Source organism: Serratia sp. Je.1.23.a (assembly GCF_051129805.1).
Classification (GTDB): domain Bacteria; phylum Pseudomonadota; class Gammaproteobacteria; order Enterobacterales; family Enterobacteriaceae; genus Serratia; species Serratia liquefaciens.
This window is the reverse complement of record NZ_JBCPSR010000003.1, coordinates 539,714-561,872: the sequence shown is the minus strand read 5'-3', so window position 1 is coordinate 561,872 and position 22,159 is coordinate 539,714. Positions and strand designations below refer to the sequence as shown.

Annotated in this window: 19 protein-coding genes; 13 read left to right on the top strand and 6 right to left on the bottom strand. The window is 54.4% G+C overall.

The window, feature by feature from the left end; translation table 11 throughout:
• The first annotated feature begins 12 nt into the window (after nt 1-12).
• The 5 genes from AAZT04_RS14875 to AAZT04_RS14855 all read left to right on the top strand — a co-directional run bounded on the left by AAZT04_RS14875 (nt 13) and on the right by AAZT04_RS14855 (nt 4,871).
• Nucleotides 13-633 carry a YfgM family protein gene (locus tag AAZT04_RS14875; protein ID WP_046372904.1) on the top strand — a complete coding sequence of 207 codons (621 nt, stop codon included), beginning with the start codon at nt 13-15 and terminating at the stop codon, nt 631-633.
• Nucleotides 634-644: 11 nt separating this feature from the next.
• Nucleotides 645-1,826: an outer membrane protein assembly factor BamB gene (gene bamB / locus AAZT04_RS14870; RefSeq protein ID WP_046372905.1), complete on the top strand. Its 1,182-nt coding sequence runs from the start codon at nt 645-647 to the stop codon at nt 1,824-1,826.
• 254 nt (nt 1,827-2,080) lie between these two features.
• Nucleotides 2,081-3,568, top strand: coding sequence for a ribosome biogenesis GTPase Der (gene der, locus AAZT04_RS14865; protein ID WP_020828148.1), 1,488 nt, complete (start codon nt 2,081-2,083; stop codon nt 3,566-3,568).
• Nucleotides 3,569-3,667: 99 nt separating this feature from the next.
• Nucleotides 3,668-4,624 carry an AEC family transporter gene (locus tag AAZT04_RS14860; protein ID WP_020828147.1) on the top strand — a complete coding sequence of 319 codons (957 nt, stop codon included), beginning with the start codon at nt 3,668-3,670 and terminating at the stop codon, nt 4,622-4,624.
• 13 nt (nt 4,625-4,637) lie between these two features.
• The gene (locus AAZT04_RS14855) at nt 4,638-4,871 is read left to right on the top strand and encodes a zinc ribbon domain-containing protein (RefSeq protein ID WP_349525836.1); all 234 of its coding nucleotides are present in this window, start codon (nt 4,638-4,640) and stop codon (nt 4,869-4,871) included.
• 46 nt (nt 4,872-4,917) lie between these two features.
• Here the strand turns inward: AAZT04_RS14855 and AAZT04_RS14850 are convergent, their stop codons facing one another.
• From AAZT04_RS14850 to AAZT04_RS14840, 3 genes are all read right to left on the bottom strand, one after another.
• On the bottom strand, nt 4,918-5,259 hold the full coding sequence (locus tag AAZT04_RS14850) for a protealysin inhibitor emfourin (protein WP_046372907.1): 342 nt from the start codon (nt 5,257-5,259) through the stop codon (nt 4,918-4,920).
• Nucleotides 5,259-6,284, bottom strand: a complete 1,026-nt coding sequence (locus AAZT04_RS14845; protein ID WP_349525835.1) for a M4 family metallopeptidase — start codon at nt 6,282-6,284, stop codon at nt 5,259-5,261. The genes AAZT04_RS14850 and AAZT04_RS14845 overlap by 1 nt, the downstream gene beginning before the upstream one ends.
• A gap of 82 nt (nt 6,285-6,366) precedes the next feature.
• Nucleotides 6,367-7,449 (bottom strand): LacI family DNA-binding transcriptional regulator, encoded by a 1,083-nt coding sequence (locus AAZT04_RS14840; protein ID WP_020828142.1) that lies wholly within the window; start codon nt 7,447-7,449, stop codon nt 6,367-6,369.
• Between the two features lie 365 nt (nt 7,450-7,814).
• Here AAZT04_RS14840 and AAZT04_RS14835 point away from each other — a divergent pair, with 365 nt between their 5' ends.
• Nucleotides 7,815-9,122 (top strand): MFS transporter, encoded by a 1,308-nt coding sequence (locus tag AAZT04_RS14835; protein WP_020828141.1) that lies wholly within the window; start codon nt 7,815-7,817, stop codon nt 9,120-9,122.
• An 11-nt stretch (nt 9,123-9,133) separates the two neighbouring features.
• Nucleotides 9,134-11,500, top strand: coding sequence for a TIM-barrel domain-containing protein (locus AAZT04_RS14830; RefSeq protein ID WP_392455404.1), 2,367 nt, complete (start codon nt 9,134-9,136; stop codon nt 11,498-11,500).
• A gap of 131 nt (nt 11,501-11,631) precedes the next feature.
• On the opposite strand, the gene xseA is transcribed toward AAZT04_RS14830, so the two are convergent.
• On the bottom strand, nt 11,632-13,008 hold the full coding sequence (gene xseA, locus AAZT04_RS14825; protein ID WP_260629690.1) for an exodeoxyribonuclease VII large subunit: 1,377 nt from the start codon (nt 13,006-13,008) through the stop codon (nt 11,632-11,634).
• A gap of 170 nt (nt 13,009-13,178) precedes the next feature.
• On the opposite strand from xseA, the gene guaB reads away from it, so the two are divergent.
• The 3 genes from guaB (at nt 13,179) to AAZT04_RS14810 (ending at nt 17,902) form a co-directional block, all read left to right on the top strand.
• On the top strand, nt 13,179-14,642 hold the full coding sequence (gene guaB, locus AAZT04_RS14820) for an IMP dehydrogenase (RefSeq protein ID WP_020828138.1): 1,464 nt from the start codon (nt 13,179-13,181) through the stop codon (nt 14,640-14,642).
• A gap of 176 nt (nt 14,643-14,818) precedes the next feature.
• Complete coding sequence (gene guaA, locus AAZT04_RS14815) at nt 14,819-16,396, top strand: glutamine-hydrolyzing GMP synthase (protein ID WP_020828137.1); 1,578 nt, start codon at nt 14,819-14,821, stop codon at nt 16,394-16,396.
• A gap of 306 nt (nt 16,397-16,702) precedes the next feature.
• Nucleotides 16,703-17,902 (top strand): tyrosine-type recombinase/integrase, encoded by a 1,200-nt coding sequence (locus AAZT04_RS14810; RefSeq protein ID WP_434680676.1) that lies wholly within the window; start codon nt 16,703-16,705, stop codon nt 17,900-17,902.
• Between the two features lie 22 nt (nt 17,903-17,924).
• Here the strand turns inward: AAZT04_RS14810 and AAZT04_RS14805 are convergent, their stop codons facing one another.
• Nucleotides 17,925-18,968, bottom strand: a complete 1,044-nt coding sequence (locus tag AAZT04_RS14805) for a LuxR family transcriptional regulator (protein ID WP_434680674.1) — start codon at nt 18,966-18,968, stop codon at nt 17,925-17,927.
• Between the two features lie 83 nt (nt 18,969-19,051).
• Between AAZT04_RS14805 and AAZT04_RS14800 the strand changes: the two genes are divergently transcribed.
• Both AAZT04_RS14800 and AAZT04_RS14795 read left to right on the top strand, forming a co-directional pair.
• The gene (locus tag AAZT04_RS14800; protein WP_434680672.1) at nt 19,052-19,273 is read left to right on the top strand and encodes a helix-turn-helix transcriptional regulator; all 222 of its coding nucleotides are present in this window, start codon (nt 19,052-19,054) and stop codon (nt 19,271-19,273) included.
• 114 nt (nt 19,274-19,387) lie between these two features.
• A complete protein-coding gene (locus AAZT04_RS14795; protein ID WP_434680670.1) occupies nt 19,388-20,692 on the top strand; it encodes a replication protein in 1,305 nt (434 codons plus the stop codon).
• Between the two features lie 358 nt (nt 20,693-21,050).
• Here AAZT04_RS14795 and AAZT04_RS14790 read toward each other — a convergent pair whose 3' ends face one another.
• Complete coding sequence (locus tag AAZT04_RS14790; RefSeq protein ID WP_434680668.1) at nt 21,051-21,422, bottom strand: TraK family protein; 372 nt, start codon at nt 21,420-21,422, stop codon at nt 21,051-21,053.
• Between the two features lie 539 nt (nt 21,423-21,961).
• Between AAZT04_RS14790 and AAZT04_RS14785 the strand changes: the two genes are divergently transcribed.
• Nucleotides 21,962-22,159 (top strand): helix-turn-helix domain-containing protein, encoded by a 198-nt coding sequence (locus tag AAZT04_RS14785; protein WP_434680665.1) that lies wholly within the window; start codon nt 21,962-21,964, stop codon nt 22,157-22,159.

Below are 22,159 nucleotides of genomic sequence, written 5' to 3'. Positions count from 1 at the left end.
GAGAAGGACACCGTGGAAGTCTATACCACTGAAAACGAACAAGTCGACGCCGTGCGTCGGTTCTTTGCCGAAAACGGCAAAGCGCTGGCAGTGGGCGTGGTGCTCGGAATTGGTGCCCTGGTCGGCTGGCGTTACTGGCAGAGCCACGAGAACTCCAACATGATGATTGCGTCCCAATCTTATCAGGAAGCCAGCGATCGTCTGGCGGTCGGTAAACCGGACGACGTGGCCGCTGCGGAGAAGTTCGCCCAGGCCAACAGCAACAGCTACGGCGTGCTGGCCTCGCTGGAACTGGCGAAGCATTTTGTTGAGCAGAACGACTTTGCCAAAGCGGACCAACAGCTGGTGCTGGCTCAGGGCCAGACCAAAGATGAAAACCTGCTTTCGATGATTAACCTGCGTCTGGCCCGTGTGCAGTTGCAGGAGAAAAAGCTGGATGAAGCGCTGAAAACGCTGGATGGCGTGAAAGGCGAAGGCTGGGCGGCGATGGCGCAGGATACGCGCGGCGACGTGCTGTTGGCCAAAGGCGACACCAAAGGTGCGCGCGAGGCGTACAGCAAAGGCATTGAGTCTAACGCTTCTCAGGCGCTGCAGGTTCTGCTGCGCATGAAATTGAATAACTTGTCCAGCTAAGGGGAATTCCCATGCAATTGCGTAAAACACTCTTGGTCGGACTGGTTTCCGTTGCCTTGTTGAGTGGTTGCTCACTGTTCAACAGTGAAGAAGACGTGGTTACCATGTCGCCGCTGCCGAAAGTTGAAAATCAGTTCACGCCAAGTAAGGCGTGGAGTACCTCGGTCGGCGACGGCGTCGGTGAGTTCTATTCTCACCTGCGTCCTGCTTTCCAGGACAACACTATTTATGCTGCCGATCGCCACGGTCTCGTGAAAGCGATGGATGCCGATAGCGGTAACGAAAAATGGAAGGTTGATCTCTCCGAGAAGACCGGCTTCTTCTCCAGCAACCTGCCGGCGCTGCTGTCGGGCGGTATGGCTGTTGCGGGCGACAAAGTTTATGTCGGCAGCGAGAAAGCCGTTGTTTATGCTCTGAACACCGCTGACGGTAAGGTCGCCTGGCAGACCAAGGTGGCCGGTGAAGCGATTTCGCGTCCGGTGATCAGCGACGGCATGGTACTGATCCATACCTCTAACGGTCAATTGCAGGCGCTGAATGAATCTGATGGCGCAGTGAAGTGGACGGTTAACCTGGATATGCCTTCGCTGTCGTTGCGCGGCGAGTCTGCTCCGGCCGTTGCCTTTGGCGCAGCCATTGTCGGCGGTGATAACGGCCGCGTCAGTGCCGTGCTGATGCAGCAAGGTCAGCTGATCTGGCAGCAGCGTATTTCCCAGCCTAGCGGCGCGACCGAAATCGATCGTCTGAACGATGTCGACACTACGCCGGTGATTGTTGAAGGCGTTGTCTACGCATTAGGTTACAATGGCAACCTGACGGCGCTGGATCTGCGTTCCGGCCAGATTTTGTGGAAACGTGAACTGGGCTCGGTAAACGACTTTATCGTTGATGCAGGCCGCATTTACCTGGTCGATCAGAACGATCGCGTGGTAGCGCTGAGCACCGAAGGTGGCGTCACCGTATGGACGCAGAGCGAGCTGTTGCACCGCAACCTGACCCCGCCAGTGATGTATAATGGTTACCTGGTGACCGGTGACTCCGAAGGTTACCTGCACTGGATTAACACCACGGACGGCCGTTTTGTTGCCCAGCAGGAAGTGGATAGCTCCGGCTTCCTGTCTGCGCCGATGGTAGCCGGCGATAAGCTGGTCATCCAGGCGAAGGGCGGAAAAGTTTACGCTTTCACCCGCTAACGCCGCTCGTCGTGACCCTTCTTGCACCCGAAAGCTTTCGGGTTGCAGCCAGGCGGCAAGCGCATGAGTCCTCGGGAGCTTAGTGAACTAAGTGACCGGGGCGAAGGTGCGCAGACAACGCCGCTGTGGCGCGAAAGATGAAGGGGAAAACGGCTCCTGAGTGTTCAGGGGCCGTTTCGTATTTTATAAGCTGCACTTCTGGTGTCTATCCATAGTGCAGTAACGCATTGATTATTAAGTAATGAGGCTTCACAATGATACCTGTCGTCGCGCTAGTTGGGCGCCCGAATGTGGGTAAATCCACCTTGTTTAACCGTTTAACACATACGCGCGATGCGCTGGTGGCGGATTTCCCCGGGCTAACGCGAGACCGCAAGTATGGTCGTGCAGAAGTTGAGGGCAATGAATTCATCATCGTCGATACCGGGGGTATTGACGGTACCGAAGACGGCGTTGAAACCCGCATGGCTGGCCAGTCGCTATTGGCGATCGAAGAAGCAGACATCGTGCTGTTTATGGTCGATGCCCGCGCCGGTCTGATGCCTGCCGATCAGGGCATCGCCCAGCATCTGCGCAACCGCCAGAAAGCCACCTTCCTGGTCGCCAACAAAACCGACGGCATGGATCCAGACATGGCCACCGCCGATTTCTACTCGCTGGGGCTGGGTGACGTGCATGCGATTGCCGCTTCCCACGGTCGTGGCGTGGCGCAGCTGATCGAACACGTGCTGGTGCCGTTTGTCGGTGAAAAACCGGAAGAAGTCGAGCTGACCGAAGAAGAGGCTAACGCTGCTTATTGGGCCGAGCAAGAAGGTGAACTGCCTGAAGACGAGGAAGAAGAGCCGGAAGACGACTTCAACCCGCAAGATTTGCCGATCAAGCTGGCAATCGTTGGCCGTCCTAACGTTGGTAAGTCCACACTGACTAACCGTATCCTCGGCGAGGAGCGTGTGGTGGTGTACGACATGCCGGGCACCACCCGTGACAGCATTTATATCCCGATGGTCCGCGACGAGCGCGAATACGTGCTGATCGACACCGCCGGGGTGCGTAAACGCGGCAAGGTAACGGAAACCGTAGAGAAATTCTCGGTAATCAAAACCCTGCAGGCGATCGAAGACGCAAACGTCGTGCTGCTGGTCGTCGATGCGCGCGAAGGCATTTCCGATCAGGATCTCTCGCTGCTCGGCTTTATCCTCAATAGTGGGCGCTCACTGGTGATTGCGGTCAACAAGTGGGATGGCATGAGCGAAGAAGATCGTGAGCACGTCAAAGAGATGCTCGATCTACGCCTGGGCTTTGTCGACTTCGCCCGTGTGCACTTTATTTCCGCTTTGCACGGCAGCGGCGTGGGTAACCTGTTCGAATCGGTACAGGAAGCTTACGAGTGCGCGACGCGTCGCGTGAACACCTCGATGCTGACCAAAATCATGCAGATGGCTGCCGATGACCACCAGCCACCGTTGGTGCGTGGCCGCCGCGTGAAGCTGAAATACGCGCACGCCGGTGGGTACAACCCGCCGATTGTGGTGATCCACGGCAACCAGGTAACCGATCTGGCCGACTCGTACAAACGCTATCTGATGAACTACTTCCGTCGTTCTCTGAAGGTGATGGGTACGCCAATTCGCATCCAGTTCAAAGAGGGTGAAAACCCGTTCGCCGGCAAGCGCAACCTGCTGACGCCGAACCAGATGCGTAAACGTAAACGCCTGATGAGCCACCTGAAGAAAAGCAAATAATCAGTACGAGGGGCGCGGTAACCATACCGCGCCCCTTTTTTATTGCGCCGAAATCGTTTTATTATCTGAAGATTACCGCCGTCAGCCTGAAGGAACACCATGTCCTGGGAAACCTGGAGTTTTGCGTTCAGCGTCACCGTACCCAATCTGTTAATGATGTTGCTGGGCGTGCTGCTACGCCACTGGCGGATGATGGACGACCGCTTTATTGATGGCGCCACGCGGTTGGTGTTCAATCTGGCGCTGCCTTGCTTGCTGTTCTTCAGCATTGCCACCAATCATCCGCAGCTGCTGGGTAACCTGTCGCTGGTGATCTACGGTGCGGTCGGCACCGTCGCCACTTTCCTGTTGCTGGAGATAGCCGCCGTCTGGCTGGTGAAAGAACCGCGTGAGCGCGGCGTCTTTGTACAGGGAGGCTTTCGTGCCAATACCGCCATCGTCGGCCTGGCATATGCCATGACCGCTTATGGCAGCGAAGGGGTTGCGCTGGGGTCGTTATACCTGACGGTCACGGTGATCCTGTTTAACGTACTGTCGGTGGTGACCCTGACCCGCAGCCTGCAGGGCGGAGAGGGTAAGAAGATCAGCCGGCTGTCGCTGTTGCGCAGTATCGTCACTAACCCGCTGATTATCGGCCTGGTGTGTGGGTTGCTGTTCGCCCAGACCGGGCTGGAAATCCCACAGGTTATCCGGCAAACCGGCAGCTATATCTCAGGGTTGTCGTTGCCACTGGCGCTGCTGTGCACCGGTGCCAGCCTGGATTTGCGCGCCATGTTCCGTTCGTCCAACGTGGCGGCGCTGTCCTCCAGCGCCAAACTGTTTCTGGTGCCGATATTGATGACGTTGGGTGGCTGGCTATGCGGTTTCCAGGGCGCGGCATTGGGGATTATCTTCCTGTTCTCGGCCACGCCAACCGCCTCCGGCAGTTATGTCATGACGCGCGCCATGGGCGGCAATGCCACGCTGGCGGCGAACATTATCGCCATCACCACCGTCGGGTCGTTTTTCACCACCGCGCTGGGGATCTATTTCTTACGCTCATGGGGCGTAATTTAACTCGGGAGAGTCTATGGAAGCGCTATGTCCGCAATGTCACCAGGCAATGCAGTGGGTGAAGGGTCACTATCATTGCGAAGCCTGTCACCGCGATTATCGCCAGTTGGCCGAGTGTCCGGAATGCCGGCAGCCGCTGCAAGAATTGAAGGCCTGCGGCGCGGTAGATTATCTGTGCCAAAACGGTCATGGGCTGATATCGAAAAAGCGCGTGTTGTTCAGCTATATACCTTGGGTAGAGGGCGAATAAATTCGCCCTGATTAACTCGCCGTTGCGTCCCTAACTTTAGAACCGTTCACTCATCGACCTGACCGGTTTTCCAAAGGTCGATCAATGCCTGCGGGGCGCTGGTTTCCGGTATCAGCAGCACGATTTCACTACTCAATGTTTGGCTGTAATAGCTGATTTGCACGCGGAAGTAGCGCTGGTCGCCGCAGCCGGGAGAACCTGGCTGCCCCTCCTCTTGCGCGTAGGGCAGCGTCTGGTTCAACAGTTGATTCAGACGTTGCCGCTGTTCCGGCGTAATATCGGCCAGCGCAATGCGCCGCTGGCCAGCCAGTTTGGGAATAAAGGCGAAGCCGCCTTCACGTGCCAGCTCAATGACTGTGTCCTGATTGAGCGTCGGCAAGGGTTTCATTATTCCACCCCCACCTGATGCCAGGCCTGCTGCACCTTATCCGCCACGTCACCGTCGAAACGTTGTTGCGCATGTTTTACCGTAGTGCGGGCAAAGGTAGCGAAGTCGGCGTCCTGCGGCAGCGTCTTGTCGCAAAGCGTGTCGTACCAAATATAGCCCGCTTTTTCCCAGGCAAAACCCCCCAGTGCTTTAGCTGCCAGATAGAAAGCGCGGTTGGGAATGCCGGAGTTAAGGTGTACGCCGCCGTTATCCTCTTTGGTCTGAATATAGTCCTTCATGCTGGCCGGTTGCGGGTCTTTCCCCAGCAGCGGATCGTCGTAAGCCGTACCGGGGGTCGACATGGAACGCAGGCCCTTGCCGTTGATGCCTTTCGCCAGCAGTCCCTCGCCAATCAGCCAGTCGGCTTTATCCGCGGTCTGTTTGAGGTGGAATTGTTTAACCAGAGAACCAAACACGTCGGACAGCGACTCATTCAGCGCACCAGCCTGCTGGAAGTAAATTAACCCTGCTTCGCTTTCGGTAACGCCATGCGCCAGTTCATGGCCAACCACGTCGATGGCGATGGTAAAACGGTTAAATATTTCGCCGTCACCGTCGCCGAAGACCATCTGCTGGCCGTTCCAAAAGGCGTTTTGGTATTCCTTGCCGTAATGTACGCTGCCGGTCAGCGGCAGACCGCGATTGTCCAGAGAATTACGTTTGAATGCCTGCCAGAAGAAATCGTAGGTCACGCCGAGGTAGTCGTAAGCTTCATCTACTGCGACGTCGTGGTTACTGGGTTGGCCCTCATTACGCACCTGTTTTCCGGGCAGTTGGGTACCGTTTTCGGCGTCGTAAATATCGCGAATAACCTGGCCGGCGCTGGCGGTTTTCGCGCCGGGCGCACGCAACGGCTTGTTACCGAGCAGGCTCTGGACATGGTTCAGGGTGTGCAATGCGCAGTCGCGCTGCGGTAGGCTGCCGTGTTCAATGATTCGGCGCAGCATATAAGGGGGAATGACTGAACGTGCTGTCAGGGTCTGCATAGTGGCTCTCCTTAGGCAAAAAATTTAGCCCTCATCTTTCAAGCTATCGGGTATTTATAAATATTCTGCCACTAAGTGTAGTTCAGACATCGTAAAGGCGGTGGTCATGGGTGCTGACCGCCGGGCTGGTTTTATGGGGACTGATGCGTTTGACAGAGGCGCGTACCGCCAGTTTGCCGTGTAGCAGCAGGTTACAAGGCGGTGCATCGGCGCGCAGCATGCGGCGTTGCAGCAGTTGGATCGCCTCATAACCCAGCTCGTCGCGCGGTACCTGCACCGAGGTGAGCGGCACGTCGTGAATTTCCGCCAGATTGAAGCCGTCGGTGCTCATCACCGAGATATCCCCCGGCACGCTCAGCTGCAGCTTGTTCAGCGCCTTGACCGCGCCGACCGCCATGTAGTCGCCACCGGCAAGAATGGCCGTTGGCAGCTGCGAGCGGTGGCTCACCCGGTTGATAAAGGTGGTAAGCGCCTGCTCCGCTTCTTCGCTGCCGAAGCCGGAAGTTGTCACCAGATGGCGGCCGTCGTCAAAGGCGATATTGTGCCGCGCATAGGCTTGTTTAATACCCGCCAGCCGCAGTTCCATGGTGTGGCGGCGCAGGCATTGCAGATTCAAAATATGGCTGTGCCCTTGTTGCATCAGATAGTTGGCGGAGAACTCGCCAATCAGTTGGTGATCGGGTGACACGCTGTCGAGCCGCATCTGGCGGTCGGTGCAGTTAATCAGTACGCAGGGTTTATTCAGGTCGGCGGCCAACTGGTGAATGTGTTCGTCGTCGATGCCGATAATCAGCGCCGCCTGAGTTTGCGGATCGCTCATTTTTTCCAGAAACAACGCGCCGTCGCTGTGCAGTTCTTCCAGCCCACAATAGCGGATCCGCACTTCATGCTCAGCTAATGCGGCGGAGATCCCCTGGATCACTTTGTAGTAGAAGATATCGGTGCGCACATCAAAAGCGCGCTGGGGGGCGAAGACCATCACGTTATTGAGCATCAGCCTGCCGCTGGAAATGCCCTGCAGAATGCCGTTCTGTTGAGCGCAGGCCAACACCTTTTGGCGAGCTTCGACGCTGGTATTGGACTTACCGGCTAATACACGTGAAACGGTGCTGATCGACAGCCCGGTTTGCCGGGCAATTTCCTGTATTTTCAGCTTTCCGTTCATTCTGTGATCTCCTTCAAATTCGGTAATGAAAATATTTTCACGGTGTTTTTTCAGCGTACTGTCAGGCTTCTGTCGCCATTATGGCGAGCTTTTATTCTATGCATGAGAATTTTTGCAAAAAACCTCGTTTCGCTCACGCTTCCGGCTGGTTAGTCTGAATTGGTATATCAACTTTATAGATTTATCAGTCCAATTAATGGACTGAATTATAAATAAAACGAAAATAAATCATGTGGTTGTGATCGTGATGCGTTGGTCTTTGTCAGACATACCGCAGTTTTCCACGGCCCATACCTTCGATACCAAAACGTACCCTACCAAAAGGCGCGCTGTTGCACCGGGCAGCCGTCGTGGAGAGAAGACAGATGAGTGTTGAAATTAATCAAAGGGTCGCCGATACCGGCCGGCGCAAGTTCAAATCGCTGCGCTGGTGGATGTTGGCGCTGTTTTTACTGGGCGTAACGGTCAACTACATCACCCGTAATTCGTTGGGCATTCTGGCACCTGAACTGAAAACCAGCCTCAACATGACCACCGAGCAGTACTCCTGGGTGGTGGCGTCGTTCCAACTGGCCTATACGGTATTTCAGCCGATCTGCGGCTGGCTGATCGACGTTATTGGCCTGAAGATGGGTTTTCTGATCTGCGCCAGTATCTGGGCGGTTGTTTGCATGCTGCATGCCGGCGCGGGCAGTTGGGTTCAACTGGCTATCCTGCGGTTCTTTATGGGCGGGGCGGAAGCGGCAGCCACGCCGGCCAACGCCAAGGCGATTTCCGACTGGTTCCCTAAAAAGGAGCGGCCGATCGCCGCCGGTTGGGCGGGCGTCGGTTTCTCTATTGGCGCCATGCTGGCTCCGCCAATTATCGTGATTGCCCACGTTTCCTTTGGCTGGCAGGGCGCTTTTTTGTTCTCCGGCGCGCTGGCGTTGATCTGGGTAGTGTTGTGGTGGTTGTTCTATCACTCGCCGCAGCAGCACCCCAATCTGAGCCAGCAGGAACTGGATCTGATCCGCGAAGACAATGAGCCGGAACTGCCCAGATTGCCGTTTCTCAAGTCGCTGGCGATTTTGTGCCGCAACAAAAAGTTCTATGGCATCGCCATTCCGGCCTTTCTCGCCGAACCGGCCTGGGCAGTGTTCAGTTTCTGGGTGCCGCTGTACCTGGCCACCGAGCGCGGCATGGACTTAAAGCACATCGCCATGTTTGCCTGGCTGCCGTTTTTGGCGGCGGACATCGGCAGCGTCGCCAGCGGCTATCTCACCACCCTGTACCGCAAATGGTTCGGCTGCAGCCGCGTCAACTCGGTGGTCGCCAGCTCGGTGACGGGCGCCTTTATGATGGTTTCGCTGGCGTTTGTGGCGATCACCAAAGATCCCTACGTGGCGATCGCCCTGATCTCGATAGGTGGCTTCGGGCACCAGGTGATCTCCTGCATGCTCAGCGCGCTGGTGGTGGAGTCGTTCGATAAAAACCAAATGGCGACCGTCAACGGCATGCGCGGCTCCAGCGCCTGGATCGCCAGCTTCCTGTTTACGTTGCTTATCGGTGCGGTCTCCGACACCGTCGGTTTTAACCCCTTATTCATCGCCATGGGCTTCTTCGACCTGATCGGCGCCCTGTTCCTGATTGCTTTGATCGCCGAACGCGGCGGTAAAAAAACACTCAATAGTTAAGTTGGATGCCTATGAAAACCTTAAAAAACTGGACTCTGGCAGGACAGTATGCCGATCGTATTGAACTGCTGGTCGATGAACGCCATCTGTTTTGCCTGTACGTGTTGGAAAACCACCTGTGTCGCGTGTTGATCAAGCGCAGCGGAGAGCTGGCGCTGGATCGTACCTGGAGCATTGCGCCACAGACCGACGTGCCCTGGGAAGGGCGCGACCGGCTGAGCGTCGCTGGTTTCAGCCTGCCGGGTTACCACTTGCAGCAGCATGAGGATCGGTTGGTGCTGACCACCTCTGCGCTGCGCGTGACCGTGCATCAGCCGCTGTGGCTGGAATGGGAACACTGTAACGCCGCCGGTGAATGGCGTCCGCTGGCAGCCGATCGGCCCACCAGCGCCTATTTGCTTAACCCGCACGGTGACGGCGTGGCCCATTATCAACGTCGCCATGCCGCCGAGCGCTATTATGGCCTGGGCGAGAAGGCCGGTGATTTGGAGCGCAGCGGCCGCCGTTTTGAAATGCGCAATCTGGATGCGATGGGTTACAACGCCGCCAGCACTGACCCGCTGTACAAGCACATTCCTTTCACCATCACCCGTGGAGAAGAGGCCAGCTTTGGGCTGTTTTACGACAACCTGAGCAGTTGCTGGCTGGATTTGGGTAACGAGATCGACAATTACCACCTGGCCTATCGCCGCTATCAGGCCGAGGCGGGGGATTTGGATTATTACCTGTTCCTCGGGCCAAAGGTGCTGGATGTCACCAAGGCGTTTGTACGCCTGACCGGCAAGACACACTTCGGGCCCAAATGGAGCCTGGGCTACAGCGGATCCACCATGCATTACACCGACGCGCCGGATGCTCAACAGCAGCTACAGCAGTTTATTGAGCTTTGTCACCAACATGACATTCCCTGTGACTCCTTCCAGCTGTCCTCGGGTTATACCTCGATCGGCAACAAGCGTTACGTGTTCAACTGGAACTACGACAAGGTGCCGCAACCCAAGCAGCTGAGTCAGGCTTTCCACGATGCCGGATTGAAATTGGCGGCCAACATCAAGCCGTGCCTGTTGCAGGATCATCCGCAGTATCAACAGGCGGCGCAGTTAGGGCTGTTTATCCGCGATTCAGAAAGCGATAGGCCGGAGCGTTCGAGCTTTTGGGACGACGAAGGCTCACATCTGGACTTCACCAACCCGGCGGCAGTGCACTGGTGGCAGCAGGGCGTGACTCAGCAACTGCTGGAAATGGGCATCGATTCCACCTGGAATGACAATAACGAATATGAAGTGTGGGACGGCGAGGCGCGTTGCCACGGTTTTGGCCGGCCGATTGCCATCAAACATATTCGCCCGGTGATGCCGTTGCTGATGATGCGCGCCTCGATGGAGGCGCAGCAGCGCTTTGCTCCTGAGCTGCGGCCGTACCTGATTTCACGCTCCGGCTGTGCCGGTATGCAACGTTATGTGCAGACCTGGAGCGGCGATAACCGTACCAGTTGGCAAACCCTGCGTTACAACATTCGCATGGGGCTGGGCATGAGTCTGTCCGGTTTGTACAACCTCGGGCACGACGTGGGGGGGTTCTCCGGCGACAGGCCGGACGCCGAACTGCTGGTGCGTTGGGTGCAAAATGGCGTGATGCATCCGCGTTTCACCATCCACTCCTGGAACGACGACGCCACGGTTAACGAACCCTGGATGTACCCTGCTGTGACGCCGGCAGTGCGCGAGGCGATTGCTTTGCGTTATCGGCTGATGCCGTATTTCTACACCTTGCTGTGGCAGGCCTGCGTCGACGACGAACCGATGCTGCGCCCGACCTTCCTAGACCACGAGCATGATGAGCGCACGCTGAACGAAACCGATGATTTTATGATGGGTCGCGATCTGCTGGTGGCCAGCGTGGTGGAGCAGGGGCAGCGTCAGCGGCCGGTGTATCTGCCGGATAACGGCGACGGCTGGTACTGCTTCTACAGCGGCCAATGGTTCAGCGGCGGCCAGGCGGTGCTGCTGGAAGCACCGCTGGAGCGCTTGCCGCTGCTGGTACGTGCCGGTGCCGCGATACCTTTGTCGTCGCGAGTGGCGCATGTTGACGTGACGGCGGACGATCGGCGTGAGCTGAAGCTGTATCCGCTCAAAGGCTGTGGCAGCGCTTCTGGGCTGTTATTCGAAGATGACGGGGAAAGTTATGGCTGGCAGCAGGGCGATGCGCTGTGGCTGCGCTGGGAGATGCTCAGCGACACTCAACGCATTATGCTGAACATCACTGCCGAAGGCCGGTTCAAACCGGCGTGGCAGACGTTGGCCTGCAGTTTGCCAACTGGAGAGACGCGAGAATTGTGGATTAACGGCGTACCGGGCAGCCGTTTTACGCTGGAGTAGTAAAAGTTATACCCTAAATAATTGGAGTGGCATCAAGGCGGCAAGAACGTTCATCCCGACGAGCTTACTCAGGTAAGTGATTCGGGTGAGCGGATGAAGCCAACACAGATGTGGCTTCAAGTATGACGGGATTATTCGGCCGCGCGTTTCTTGCGCGGCTTTTTGGCAACGGTGATGGTTTTCACCTCGCTTTCCACCCAACCATCCTGCAGGCGGGTTTTCAGCAGTTCGCCAACCTGAGCCTGCCTGGTGGTTTTCAGCAGTTCGCCGCGCGGGGTTTGCGTCACGCTGTAGCCTCGGGCCAGCGTCGCCAGCGGGCTGACGGCCTCGAGTTGGCTGCAGGCGACGCCGAAGCGCTGGCGCAGGCCGTTAAGCTGGCGATCCCATGCCTGCTGCAAACGGTATTCCTGTTGCTGCACGCGTTGTTGGTAGCGGTGAATACGCGCCTGCGGTTGCATCTGCGCCAGCCGTTGCTGAGCCCGCTCGCTGCGACGCGAAGACAGACGCAGTTGGTTTTGCATGCCGTCTTCCAACCGACGTTGCAGTTTGAACAACAGCGTTTGTTGGCGCGCCAGACGCAGGTGCGGGTGCTGCTGCTGCAAACGGTGGTTGATGCGGGTGAACTGCTGCTGGCGCTGCGCCAGGTAGTAGTCCATTGCCATTTCCATCCGCTGTTGCTGTGATTGCAACTGACGCAGCAGTTCCAACTGATTGCGACTGACCAGTTCGGCAGCGGCAGAAGGGGTTGGCGCACGCAGATCGGCGACAAAGTCGGCAATGGTGACGTCGGTTTCGTGGCCGACGGCGCTGACAATCGGAATGCGGCTGGCGAAAATCGCCCGCGCAACGCGTTCGTCGTTAAAGCTCCACAGGTCTTCCAGCGAACCCCCGCCACGGCCGACGATCAGCACGTCGCACTCGTCACGGCGGTTGGCCGTTTCGATGGCACGTACAATCTGCAGGGGGGCTTCCGCGCCCTGCACCGAAGTAGGGTAGATAACGATGGGCAATGAAGGATCGCGCCGTTGCAGCACCTGCAGCACATCGTGCAGCGCCGCGCCGCTGGCGGAGGTGACCACCCCGACGCGTTTGGCCGGGCTGGGCAGCGGCTGTTTGAACTGTTGGTCGAAAAGGCCTTCGGCGCTCAGTCGCTGTTTTAACTGATCGAACTGCTGTTGCAACAGGCCGTCGCCGGCGGGCTGCATGCTTTCGGCGATCAGCTGATAGTCGCCGCGCGGCTCATACAGCGTGATGCTGGCACGCACCAGCACCTGTTGGCCATTTTGCGGGCGGAAGGTAGTACGACGGTTAGTGTTGCGGAACATCGCGCAACGCACCTGCGCGCGGTCGTCTTTCAGCGTGAAATACCAATGACCTGAAGACGGCTGGGAGAAGTTGGAGATCTCGGCGGAGAGCCAAATCTGGCCCATTTCCATTTCCAGCAGCTGTCGAACCGTCTGATTCAGGCGGCTTACGGTAAAAATGGAAGGCGAAACAGGTATCGACATGTGACCCAGATCAAATTTCAAAACAAGCACTTAATTGGTCGATACTACATGGCTGAAAAAGGTAATCAAGAGTTTTTGTGAGAAAGTGCTGGAGGCAACCGATTACGCTCTGTATAATGCCGCGGCAATATTTTATCTTTTTCACAGCCCACTCTGGTGAGATATTGCCCATGCTACGTATCGCGAAAGAAGCACTAACGTTTGACGACGTTCTCCTGGTTCCAGCTCACTCTACGGTTCTGCCTAATACCGCTGAGCTCGGCACCCAACTGACCAAAAATATCCGCCTGAATATCCCTATGCTGTCCGCAGCCATGGATACCGTTACCGAATCCGGCCTGGCCATCGCGCTGGCGCAGGAAGGCGGTCTGGGCTTCATTCACAAAAACATGTCTATCGAGCGTCAGGCAGAAGAAGTCCGCCGCGTGAAAAAACATGAAAGCGGCGTGGTAACCGATCCACAAGCCGTAACCCCTGCCACAACCCTGAAAGAAGTGAAAGAGCTGACCGCACGTAACGGCTTCGCCGGTTACCCTGTCGTCACCGAAGAGAACGAACTGGTCGGTATCATTACCGGCCGCGACGTCCGCTTCGTCACCGATCTGAACCAGCCTGTTACCGCCGTGATGACGCCGAAAGAGCGTCTGGTTACGGTGAAAGAAGGCGAAGCGCGTGAAGTCGTGCTGCAGAAAATGCACGAAAAACGCGTTGAGAAAGCGCTGGTTGTGGACGACAGCTTCCACCTGCTGGGCATGATCACCGTAAAAGACTTTCAGAAAGCGGAACGCAAGCCAAACGCCTGTAAAGACGAGCATGGCCGTCTGCGCGTTGGCGCAGCTGTGGGTGCAGGCGCAGGTAACGAAGAGCGCGTTGATGCGCTGGTCGCCGCCGGCGTTGACGTGCTGCTGATCGACTCCTCGCATGGCCATTCCGAAGGCGTATTGCAGCGTATTCGCGAAACGCGCGCCAAATACCCGGATCTGCAGATCGTGGGCGGCAACGTGGCTACCGCAGCCGGTGCCAAAGCGCTGGCTGACGCCGGCGTCAGCGCGGTCAAAGTAGGTATCGGCCCTGGCTCCATCTGTACTACTCGTATCGTAACCGGCGTAGGTGTACCGCAGATCACAGCCATCGCCGATGCGGTTGAAGCGCTGGAAGGGACAGGTATCCCGGTCATCGCCGACGGCGGCATTCGCTTCTCCGGTGACATCGCCAAAGCTATCGCGGCCGGCGCATCCTGCGTAATGGTCGGCTCCATGCTGGCGGGTACCGAAGAATCACCGGGCGAAATCGAGCTGTATCAGGGCCGTTCGTTCAAATCCTACCGTGGTATGGGTTCACTGGGCGCGATGTCCAAAGGCTCTTCCGACCGTTACTTCCAGACCGATAACGCCGCCGACAAACTGGTGCCGGAAGGTATCGAAGGCCGCGTGGCTTACAAAGGCATGCTGAAAGCGATCGTACACCAGCAGATGGGCGGCCTGCGTTCTTGCATGGGCCTGACCGGCTGCGCCACCATCGACGACCTGCGTACCAAGGCTGAATTTGTTCGCATCAGCGGCGCCGGTATTCAGGAAAGCCACGTGCATGACGTGACCATCACCAAAGAGTCACCGAACTACCGCATGGGTTAATTTCAGGGGCTGCGGCCGGCGCATTTGTTCGCCGTCCGCTGCTCGCATTGCTCATTGACTTTATGTCAACTGCGCATGCTGTGCTGCGGGCGACCACCAACTGTTTGGCCTCGCCGACTGAAACTGTCCTAACGTTTTAGATTTTCCTTTTTCTCTGTTGCTGGAATTCGCCTCACATGACAAAAAATATCCATAAGCATCGCATTCTGATTCTGGACTTTGGTTCGCAATACACCCAACTGGTCGCCCGCCGCGTGCGCGAAATCGGCGTTTACTGCGAGCTGTGGGCCTGGGACGTTAGCGAAGAGCAAATTCGCGAATTCAATCCGAGCGGCATCATCTTGTCCGGCGGCCCGGAAAGCACCACCGAAACCAACAGCCCGCGTGCGCCAGAATACGTGTTCACCGCCGGTGTACCTGTGCTGGGCGTATGCTACGGCATGCAGACCATGGCAATGCAGCTGGGCGGCCATGTGCAAGGTTCCAACGAGCGTGAATTCGGTTACGCGCAGGTGGAAATTACCACCGACAGCGCACTGGTTCGCGGCATCGAAGACGCGCTGAGCCCAACCGGTAAACCGCTGCTCGACGTGTGGATGAGCCACGGCGACAAAGTGACCGCTATCCCGTCCGACTTCGTGACCGTTGCCAGCACCGATACCTGCCCGTTTGCCATTATGGCCAACGAAGAAAAACGCTTCTACGGCGTGCAGTTCCACCCGGAAGTGACCCACACCCGTCAGGGCCAGCGCATGCTGGAGCGTTTCGTGCTGGATATCTGCCAGTGTGAAGCCCTGTGGACCCCGGCGACCATCATCGAAGATGCGGTAGAGCGCATTCGTGAGCAGGTGGGCGAAGATCACGTGATCCTCGGCCTGTCCGGCGGCGTCGACTCTTCCGTGACCGCAATGCTGCTGCATCGCGCCATCGGTAAACGCCTGACCTGCGTGTTCGTCGATAACGGCCTGCTGCGTCTGAATGAAGCAGACCAGGTGCTGGAAATGTTTGGCGACCACTTCGGCCTGAACATCGTTCACGTGGCGGCGGAAGATCGCTTCCTGAGCGCGTTAGCCGGCGTTGACGAACCGGAAGCCAAGCGCAAGATCATCGGCCGCGTGTTCGTTGAACTGTTCGACGAAGAAGCCTGCAAGCAGACTGAAGTGAAATGGCTGGCGCAGGGCACCATCTACCCGGACGTGATCGAATCCGCCGCTTCCGCCACCGGCAAAGCGCACGTGATCAAATCGCACCACAACGTGGGTGGCCTGCCGAAAGAGATGAAGCTGGGCCTGGTCGAGCCGCTGAAAGAGCTGTTCAAAGACGAAGTGCGCAAAATCGGTCTGGAACTGGGCCTGCCGTACGACATGCTTTACCGTCACCCGTTCCCGGGCCCAGGCTTGGGCGTACGCGTACTGGGCGAAGTGAAGAAAGAGTACTGCGATCTGCTGCGCCGTGCCGATGCGATCTTCATCGAAGAGCTGCACAAAGCCGATCTCTACAACAAAGTCAGCCAGGCATTCACCGTGTTCCTGCCGGTGCGTTCGGTTGGCGTGATGGGCGATGGCCGTAAATACGACTGGGTTGTTTCACTGCGCGCAGTGGAAACCATCGACTTTATGACCGCACATTGGGCGCACCTGCCGTACGATTTCCTCGGCCGCGTCTCCAACCGCATTATCAACGAAGTCAACGGCATTTCCCGTGTGGTTTATGACATCAGCGGTAAGCCACCGGCTACCATTGAGTGGGAATGATTTAGCGTCCGGCATTGTCCTGCACTAACTAGCAAGAAATTCCCTGTGGCCCGCGTAATTGCGGGCTTTTTTGTTTTTGTGTCTGGCAGTGTCTGGCAATCTTATGCATTGCCAAGCACCATTTATATATGGCATGGTACGGGGTATTAATTTAGCAAAATGCCATGCTTGGCGCTTGATACCATGCCATTTTAGTAAGTTTTGTCATGGTATTAAATCTCGCGATAACCCCGTATTTACTGGGTTTTTCATGAGATATGAATTGATTTTTAAGCATGGTATTTTTATATGGGATTTGTGACTACTATGCTGACTGATACCAAACTGCGTAACCTTAAGCCGAAAGAAAAACTCTATAAGGTGAATGACCGAGATGGCCTGTATGTGGCAGTTACCGCGGCAGGTTCCATTTCATTTCGCTACAACTATTCAATCAACGGCCGCCAGGAGACTATTACGTTCGGGCGTTATGGCGTTGGGGGCATCACACTCGCTGAAGCCAGAGAGCTCTTAGGAGAGGCGAAAAAGATGGTGTCAGCAGGTAAGTCACCTGCTAGGGAGAAAGCTCGAACTAAGGCGCGCACCAAAGGGGCCGAGACGTTTGATGCGTGGGCTGAGAAGTGGCTGCGTGGCTATCAAATGGCTGACTCGACCCGTGACATGCGCCGCTCTGTTTACGAACGCGAACTCAAACCACATTTCGGAAATCAGAAACTAGTGGAAATTAATCATGAGGATCTGCGTACGCTGACCGATGCAATCGTGGAACGAGGAGCCCCAGCTACCGCAGTACACTCTCGCGAAATTGTGATGCAGGTGTTTCGATGGGCTATTGAGCGAGGCCAGAGGGTAGATAATCCGGCTGAGTTGGTACGTCCCGCCAGCATCGCTAAATTTGAACCACGTGACCGCGCATTAGAGCCTGATGAAATCGCATTGATGTATCAATACCTAGGGCGCATCGGTACTTCCTCATCTGTGAGAGTGGCCGCTAAGCTGTTATTACTGACCATGGTTCGCAAAAGTGAGTTGACCAACGCAACATGGAACGAAATCAATTTCAGTGAGGCCCTTTGGACCATACCGAAAGAGCGGATGAAGCGTCGTAATCCCCATTTAGTCTTCTTATCTCAGCAAGCTTTAGATTTCTTCATTGCATTGAAGACATTTTCCGGTGGTTCAGATTATGTCTTTCCCTCCCGGTACGATTCAGATTTACCGATGAGCACAGCGACAATCAATCAAGTGCTGACACTTACCTATCGGCTTGCACAGAAAGAGGGGCAGCCGCTGAGCAAGTTCGGGCCACATGACTTGAGGCGTACAGCTAGTACGCTGCTGCATGAAGCGGGGTATAACTCAGACTGGATTGAGAAGTGTCTTGCACATGAGCAAAAGGGAGTACGGGCCGTCTACAACAAAGCTGAATATCGCGATCAACGTCGGGCAATGTTGCAAGATTGGGCAGATATGATTGACGAATGGACGTGCAAGAAAAATGGGTAAATGTTTGTTTTATGAGTCAGATTTAGCTACGTGAGCCTTTATTGATTATGTGTCTTGGCTGACTCAAGAAAAATATTTCTGGAATTGAGGATATGGCTTTGGATACCGCTTGGCGTTTAATACCTAGTCTCCGTGCAATCTCTGATTGATTGTAACCAAGCCATCTGAGCATGAGCATTTGTTTTTTTCTGTCAGATAATCTTGAATCCACCATAAATCGCGCCAGGTTCCGTAACTCTGTTTCCTCTCCTAGTGTTAATGTCTGGCCAAGCATGTAGTTGTGTATGTAGCCGTCAACTAGTTCGTCACCTGATTTTGCTTTTGGAGTACCACGCGATGCGCATTGTCGACTTATTCTTGCTAATTCAAGATCGAATTGCACTAAAGAGCGTTTTGCTGTTCTATACACGGGATTCCACGTTTTATCTGACAGCCTTGGACGATGTTCCTGGCAGTACAGATTACTCATGTGTAATTCTTCATCTACTCCACGTAATTTACTGATTCTTAAATATGCAGGTTTAAGCTGATCGCCCCTTGCTCTCAAAGCTTTGGTGGATTCTGCGGCTTTGGCAAATGAAGCTAATTCCGCAGGCGAGCCACAAAATCTACAAAAATCTCTTATGCGTCGTCCATTCACACCAAGTAGATTTTGCACCACTGGTTTCTTGAGCTTGCAAGCCCATATAAGCTCTATCAACGTTTCAAGTGTAGCGACATATCGACTGTCTTTTTCAGACTGTGTATTGTTTGTCATGATAAAAATTCTAAGCAATTGCTGCTGTATGCGAAGCATTGCCTCAAAACCGACTAATCGGATGATTTTACTAAATGCTATACCAATACCTGCTCCAGGTATGTGATCTCGATAATGAGAGGGTAGCTTCGATATATACATAACTACTGCTGGATCAATGACTTTTTCTACCAGTCGTACGATGGGGTAACGTTTCGATGTTGTGGAGTAAGGCTCCCAGCTATCCTGAAACTGCCGAATTGCATCTGCGACCGTTGGGTCGCATTCCTTCCAAATGGTGATGGTTGATCTATTTTTCATGTCAACCATTTTAGCCAATCATATTGTCGAAGCAAGGGGCAAGTACGGGCACGATCAGGCACATATCGAATGTGACTGATTGAGGCAAGTATATGCAGGTATCAACAACCAGAAAGCTTATCGACAAAAAGACGCTACTAGCTATGATTCCGCTATGTGAGCGAACGATCTACAATTTTGAACTCAAAGGAAAGTTCCCACGTCGCATTGCGATAAGCAGCCGAAAAGTAGTCTGGGATTTGGCTGAGGTTGAAGAATGGATTAATGCATGTAAGGACTCCGGACCTGCTCCCAGGCCCGGAATTGGAGTCTGAAAAATGCAGACAGGGCCCGACGAAGGGCCCATACCCCAGCTACATATTAGAACGAATTGCGTCCAATACCAATGTTCTCAGCTCGCGCTATTCAGTTCTCAAGATGAGGCGCAGATGTATCATGATAGCAACAGGAACGGTTTCTTTTCGTTGCTGGTTGACGTATGTGGGGAAAAACGCCAGTCCTCACACCGATTAGCGGACATGCCAACCATTCTCAATTTGGCAGATAAAACTCGCGATACATGGATGTCTCAGGCCGAGTTTATTCGACCCAATCGGCGGGTCGTGAATCTTGCTCGATTGGGACTATTGTTCACAGATCTTGACACTTACCGTATACCGTTTCTTACCGGTCGTACGGCTGACCAACTGGCAACGTCGGTGCTGTATTTCTGTACTGAGGCAGGGCTCCCGACACCTTCTGTCCTTATTTACAGTGGCCGCGGTATTCAAGCGAAATGGCTACTCAACGGTACTATCCCGCGTCAAGCATTGCCTCGCTGGAATGCTTGCCAGCGCTACCTAGTGGATCGCCTTGCCCATATTGGGGCTGATCCGATGGCAAAGGACGCAAGCCGCGTTCTGCGAACTATCCAAACAGTCAATAGCAAGAGTGGTGAAGTCTGTCGCGTTGTTCACATTACGAACGATATCAATGGTCAACCTATTCGCTACAACTTTGAGTATCTGGCCGAGGCCCTGCTGCCAACTTCCCGTTGGGCAATAGAGCAGCAGCGGCAGGAACAGTCAGATAGGAGAAAACGCAAGTCTCAGGCTTTTCTTCTAGTACCCGGTGGTAAAGGTGACAATCTCCGTGGATTTTCTGGCCGCCAGCTTGCATGGGATCGTCTTGAAGACCTGCGTAAACTTGCTGAGCTACGCGGTGGAGTCAACGAAGGCTGTCGGATGCAACATCTGTTCTGGCGATTGAACTTCCTTTTGCTATCCGGGGCGACGAACAGTAGGCAGATGTATCATGAAGCCACGGTACTGGCCCACGAGCTAAATCCACAGTGGAATTGTCGTTCTCAAGAGCTGATGACTCTCTTCAGCAAGGCCAAAGCCTACGAGTCGGGGGAGCGGGTCAGCTTCGGAGGTCGAGAGTATGCACCTCTCTACACGCCAAAGAATGACACACTGATAAATTTGTTCACAATCACTGCTGATGAGCAGCGACAGCTAAAGACTATCGTTAGCCATGTCGAAGCAGCAGAGCGTCATAGGGCGCGCGAGGAGGGGCGTAGACGTGCAGCTGGTGCGGTAGACCGTCAGACCTATGAGAGTACGTCCTTGAGCCGTCAAAAACCTTGGGAGGCGCTTGGGATGAGTCGCCGGAGTTGGTATCGAGCAGGTAAGCCAGTCGAGTCTGAAGCATATCCATGCCCACCGTTGACAAAGAAGTCTATAAACCGTTAATCAGTGCTTGATCATGACCTTCCTGAAATGGCGTAAAATTGTTGAAAGGTAGTTACTCATAGTTGGCACAAGTCCGTGCGTATTACTAATGGCGAAGCCTAACTAGGGTTAAGGTTTCTCTTTGTGATTAATCTAAAGGGTATTGAGATTGGTCAATAGAGCAACGAAATAGCTTAATAGTACGTATTATTGCCAGTAGTGAAGTATTAGTCGTAGCTACATCATGGCGAGAACCAATATATAGCGGATATTTGTAAAAACATCCGCTATAAAATAAACCGAAGATTAGCTGTTACTCGTAGTACGTGTTTCCACGGATAAAAGATATGCAGCTATAAAGTCTTAACTCTTAGAAACGCTATATAAGATCATCACGGTCGTTTCCACCGTTTGGATTATGTTGAAATACAGGCCGTGACTTAAAGATCGGAGTTTGTTTAGTAGAGGTGGCGCCGGACTGAATTTTTCCTGAAGCTGGTGCTACCTGAATTTTTATTTCTTCAGGGATTGTGGGCTGCTGGATTCCGCGATTAGCCGTTTTGCGGATGTATTTCCCGACGTAACGAGCGAACTGGCTGTAGCTCAGGCCAGTATTATCTCCACCATGGTGTTCATAAACGACCGTTATCGGCCAGCCGGCTTCAATTAGAATACGGAATTCATCGAGGCGAGCTAAAAATGCTACCCTTCCCGCACCTGGAAGCTTTTCTTTTGGTGTTCCCATCATCATAACCTCTGCTTAAGCATAGTTAAGCAAGTATACGCATGATGTTGATAATATTATATGCGTAACTTAGGTTATTTATGCGAAAATATGCGCAGATAATCTGGGTGTCAACCTTTTGCAAAGATATGCATATTTTAGCGCCTAACTCGATGGCAAGATGTGTGTTGTACCGGTACGTGCAAGCTCGTACCAGTCCAACAACGTCCCTTACTCGCTTACGGCTCGACGGTATCTTGCTCTGCGAGGCTGTCAGGCGTTCCGCGACATTTACACCAAAGAGGGAAGGTTTATGGCGAGTGAAAATGTGATTGACGCTATCTATCACATTCGCGTGGGACACTTCCACGGCGAGAGCGAATTGAGGTTTGGGTCAGCATTGATGAGAAAAAAGATCTAGCCGAAAGGACCAATCAGGTGGGATTGTTGAATGCCGCTTTACTTAGCCCTGTTCAGCTCTAATCTTACTTGAGCTGATTTATCTCTTGCGATTTTTATGTCAGAATTTGATTCTAACTTTAATCCATCAAACCTTTGGTGCTCTTGTGACTTCAGACCGCTGGTTATCTGTTGAAGAAATAGCCGAATACCTTGGCGTAAGCAAAGATACTGTGTACTCATGGATCAGTAAAAAGGGAATGCCAGCGCATAGAATTGGTCGGCCTTGGAAGTTGAAAGCTGATGAGGTGGATCAGTGGGTTAGATCTGGTGGTGCATCAGATGATAGCAAGGAACAAAAATAG